Source organism: uncultured Campylobacter sp., assembly GCF_938031315.1.
Lineage (GTDB): Bacteria > Campylobacterota > Campylobacteria > Campylobacterales > Campylobacteraceae > Campylobacter_B.
Genome location: NZ_CALHHT010000449.1, coordinates 1 through 3,502 on the forward strand (window position 1 = coordinate 1; position 3,502 = coordinate 3,502).

Annotated in this window: 4 protein-coding genes and 1 pseudogene; all 5 read right to left on the bottom strand. The window is 46.9% G+C overall.

The annotated features are described in order from the left end of the window. A pseudogene (locus Q0236_RS11235) lies at nucleotides 1-632 on the bottom strand (Clp protease); the annotation flags it as partial. Nucleotides 633-647: 15 nt separating this feature from the next. Then, nucleotides 648-953 (bottom strand): ATP-dependent Clp protease adaptor ClpS, encoded by a 306-nt coding sequence (locus Q0236_RS11240; protein WP_297917991.1) that lies wholly within the window; start codon nucleotides 951-953, stop codon nucleotides 648-650. Further along, nucleotides 943-1,641, bottom strand: a complete 699-nt coding sequence (locus tag Q0236_RS11245; protein ID WP_297917994.1) for a TlpA family protein disulfide reductase — start codon at nucleotides 1,639-1,641, stop codon at nucleotides 943-945. Before Q0236_RS11245 ends, Q0236_RS11240 begins: the two co-directional genes overlap by 11 nt. A gap of 55 nt (nucleotides 1,642-1,696) precedes the next feature. Beyond that, a complete protein-coding gene (gene smpB, locus Q0236_RS11250) occupies nucleotides 1,697-2,161 on the bottom strand; it encodes an SsrA-binding protein SmpB (RefSeq protein ID WP_297917997.1) in 465 nt (154 codons plus the stop codon). Nucleotides 2,162-2,286: 125 nt separating this feature from the next. Further along, on the bottom strand, nucleotides 2,287-3,030 hold the full coding sequence (locus Q0236_RS11255) for a 4-(cytidine 5'-diphospho)-2-C-methyl-D-erythritol kinase (protein ID WP_297918000.1): 744 nt from the start codon (nucleotides 3,028-3,030) through the stop codon (nucleotides 2,287-2,289). Between the last annotated feature and the right edge of the window lie 472 nt (nucleotides 3,031-3,502).

A 3,502-nucleotide genomic window follows, 5' to 3' on the forward strand; every position in this document is an offset into this window, starting at 1 on the left:
TTGAGATTCGCTGTATAAAGTGAGCTAGGTGAGTCCTTTTTAATATCGCGCTCGTTTATGGCGTCCTTTTCACCCTCAAACGCAGGCTCAAATTCCGTATTCTGCCACTGTCTGCGGCTTTCGTCATAATTCATCGCATGCGTGATATCATCGATATCGTATGAGTTTAGCTTAATCGCTGCGGCTTCGTCGCGAGAAACGACCTCATCACGGTGATCGAAAGCAGATTTGTACTTTCGCACAATGAGCTCAAAAATCGCGGCATTGATACCGTAGTGATTTAAAATTTTAGTGCAGTCGTTTTCCTTATCATTTAGAATTTTAAGCATAAAATCAAGCTCGTTTTTAGGCTCTTTAGCGTTATTTAATTCAGTATAGAACTGCTTAAATTCTATCGTCTGCGCCGGATCCTTACCGCTTGATTTAGGCATCATATCCAAAAGCCCGCCCAGATTATCCAAGATATTTAGATAGTTAATATCCGGAATTTCTTTGGCGATGAGCCCATGAAAGGGCTTATTGTATTTAAAAATCGCATAAACTACGTGCGAAGTAGTGATGTATTCGTCCTCGCCGTCGTTTGCGACGCTGATTGCTTGTTCGAAATGTTTGTTTAAAAAAAATCCTATCATTGCTTTCCTTTAAATTTAATCCTCTTCGATCTCGCATCTAAGAGGGAATCCTGCGGCCTTTGCCGCTTGTAAAACCGCTTGTTGCTTGCACTCGGCTATCTCTTTAGGATACGCGCCGCAAACCGCGCGACCCTGCTTATGAACCTTCATCATCAAATCTACCGCATCTTGAAAGCTCTTTGCAAAAATATCCATCAAAATATAAACCACAAAATCCATCGTCGTCACGTCGTCGTTTAGTAAAATCACCTTATACGGGCGAGGCACGAAAGATTTTGTTTTGGCGCGAGTGCGGATCTGCACACCGGTTTTAGTTGCCATTTTTTATCCTGGCGATATCGCTTTTTATCACATCAGTATCGACCATACCTAAGTAATACGGCTTGCCCCGCTCATCGCCTTCATTAATGTCGGTAAGCCTTTGATATTTTCCGTCTTTAAGTACTACCTTAAAAGGGATCGAAAGCGCGTGGCGATAACCGATGTCGCTTAAAATTTGACCCACTATGCGCTCGTTTTGTTTTGAATTGGAGATGAAATAATACGCGTTAAACTTTTTCGTAAAATTTTCGATCACCTGCGCGTCCGTAATATCCTCAAAATAGATTAGCCCAACCATCAGAAAATCCGCGGAATTTTTTAGCTGAAAGTCCATCAGATGCGGCGCTTCGATGCGGCACGGCTGGCAGTACGTACCAAAAATATCAAACATTAAAATTTTATCGCTGTCCGCGAGCTTAAAGCCCTTTTCTGTCCGCTCAATCGTTACCTCGCCGCCTACGACGCTTTTAAGCGTAAATCGCTCGCCCGTTTTAAACGGCGTAAAAGCTACCTCCTCGCCGCTCTCTCCACCAATACGCTCGCCATTTTTATCTTGAGCGGAATTTTTTGCCATCTGATTCTCGCTCGCGGTAGGATTCTCGCCCGCAGAGCCCGTCTTTTTCTGCGAATCATCTCCGCAGCCGCTTAAGACAAAAATCGCCAAACATAATAGTAAAAATTTCTTCATTGCATTTCCTTCGGGTTTAAATTTAAGCCCGCATTTTAACCAAAGTTTTGTGAATTTAAAATGAATGCCTGTCGTATCGCTTCATCGCGCTTTGCGCTTCGCGGTCGGCTTCCTTGCGCTTTAGCGATTCGCGCTTATCGTGCAGATTTTTGCCTTTTGCCAAAGCGATACGCGCCTTTACGCGGTTTTTATCATTGAGATACAGCGACAAAACCACGATGGTAAGGCCCTCTTTGCTAACCGCGCCAAGCAGTTTGTCGATCTGCTTACGATGCATTAAAAGCTTTCGCGCCGCCCCCTCGTCTGGACGAAAGTGGGCGTTGGTGCTTTCAAGATAGCTGATATGCGCGTTTAGCAAAAACAGCTCACCGCGGATCACGCGACAGAAGCTATCTTTGAGATTGCCCCTGCCCGCGCGAAGAGCTTTGACCTCGCTGCCCTTTAGCACGATGCCTGCCTCAAAGCTTTCAAGTATCGTAAAATCGTGAAATGCCTTGCGATTTTTACTAAGTTCTTTCATCTTTTTCCTTCTAAATTTAACCCTAAGCTTAGCCCGTTTTTGCTTAAATTTAAAAGCGGGCGAGCGAATTTTAAATTTTATCTTTAAATTTAGCTTTTAAATTTTAACCGCGCACCTTGGAATTCTTATTTTAAGAAAAACACGCTGCTGCCGCTGCCGCTTAGAAACATATCGCGATACTTGCTCATCTGCGGATATAGCTTTATGCACGGCGCGAAAAGATCGTTTAGCAGGGGGCCGTCGTATCGCGCCAGCAGCTGCTCGCTGCTTAAACGCAACATCTCTTGCGCCTGCGCGGCGTTTATATTTTGCATAAAGCTTGCGCGAAACTCGTTATAAACCGCGCCGGTGGAGCAAAAGATCGCGGGCGTTAAAATTTCGATCGCGGGCAGGCGGTCCTCGAAAGGCTCGATGATCTCGCCGATGCCGCGCACGTTTGCGGCCTCAAGCCCGCTAACAAAAAACGCGACGTCCGCGCCGATATTTTGCGCGATTTTGGTAAGCCGCTCGCGCGAAATTTTTAAATTTAATTCCTCGTTCGCAAGTCGCAAAAACGCCGCCGCATCGCTACTGCCGCCCCCAAGACCAGCACCGATCGGAATACGTTTTTTAAGCACAATCTTGTGCGAGCTGAAAAATTCCGCAAGCTCGCGTGCAAAGCCCGCCTGCTCAAGCGCCGCCTTGGCTTTTAAAATTATATTGTCCGCGATCTGCGCGGCGTCGCATTCAAGCGCAAAGCCGCTCGCGCGCTCGAAGCTTATCTCATCAAAAAGCTCCCTGCGCAGCACGAAGCGCGAGGCGATCTCGTGGTAACCGCCGCGCGTGCCGACGACTTTTAAAAAAACATTGATCTTTGCATAGGCCTTCAAATTTTACTCCTTCTGCGCCTAGGCGCGCTTGCGTTAAATTTAGCCCGCGGCAAGCTCGCCCAGTGCGATTAAAATTTCAAAACCGCGTGCCGTGAAGTGCGCGCCGAGGAATTTAACCCGCGATCGCGGCGCCCGATACGTAAATTTTATAAAGCGCGAAATTTTAATCCGCAACGCACGCGGCGGAATTTCAACCTGCGGTACAAATCTATCTTAGCGATTAAAATTCCAAGCCGGCAAAATTCTAGCCGCACTGCGCTAAATCGTAAATTTAACTTGGCGATACGCCGCCCGATGGCGATTTTGCGATCCGTACGCAACGAAAAAGTGCAATCCTGCCGTCCGAGGTAAAATTTAACCGCGCGGAGCGGCACGCTATGCTAGCAAATTTAAAACACGCCGTATTTATAACCGCTCAAATTTCAAGCCAGGGCCGCCCGATCAAAGCTCCGCCGCAGGCTAGAGGCGCTGA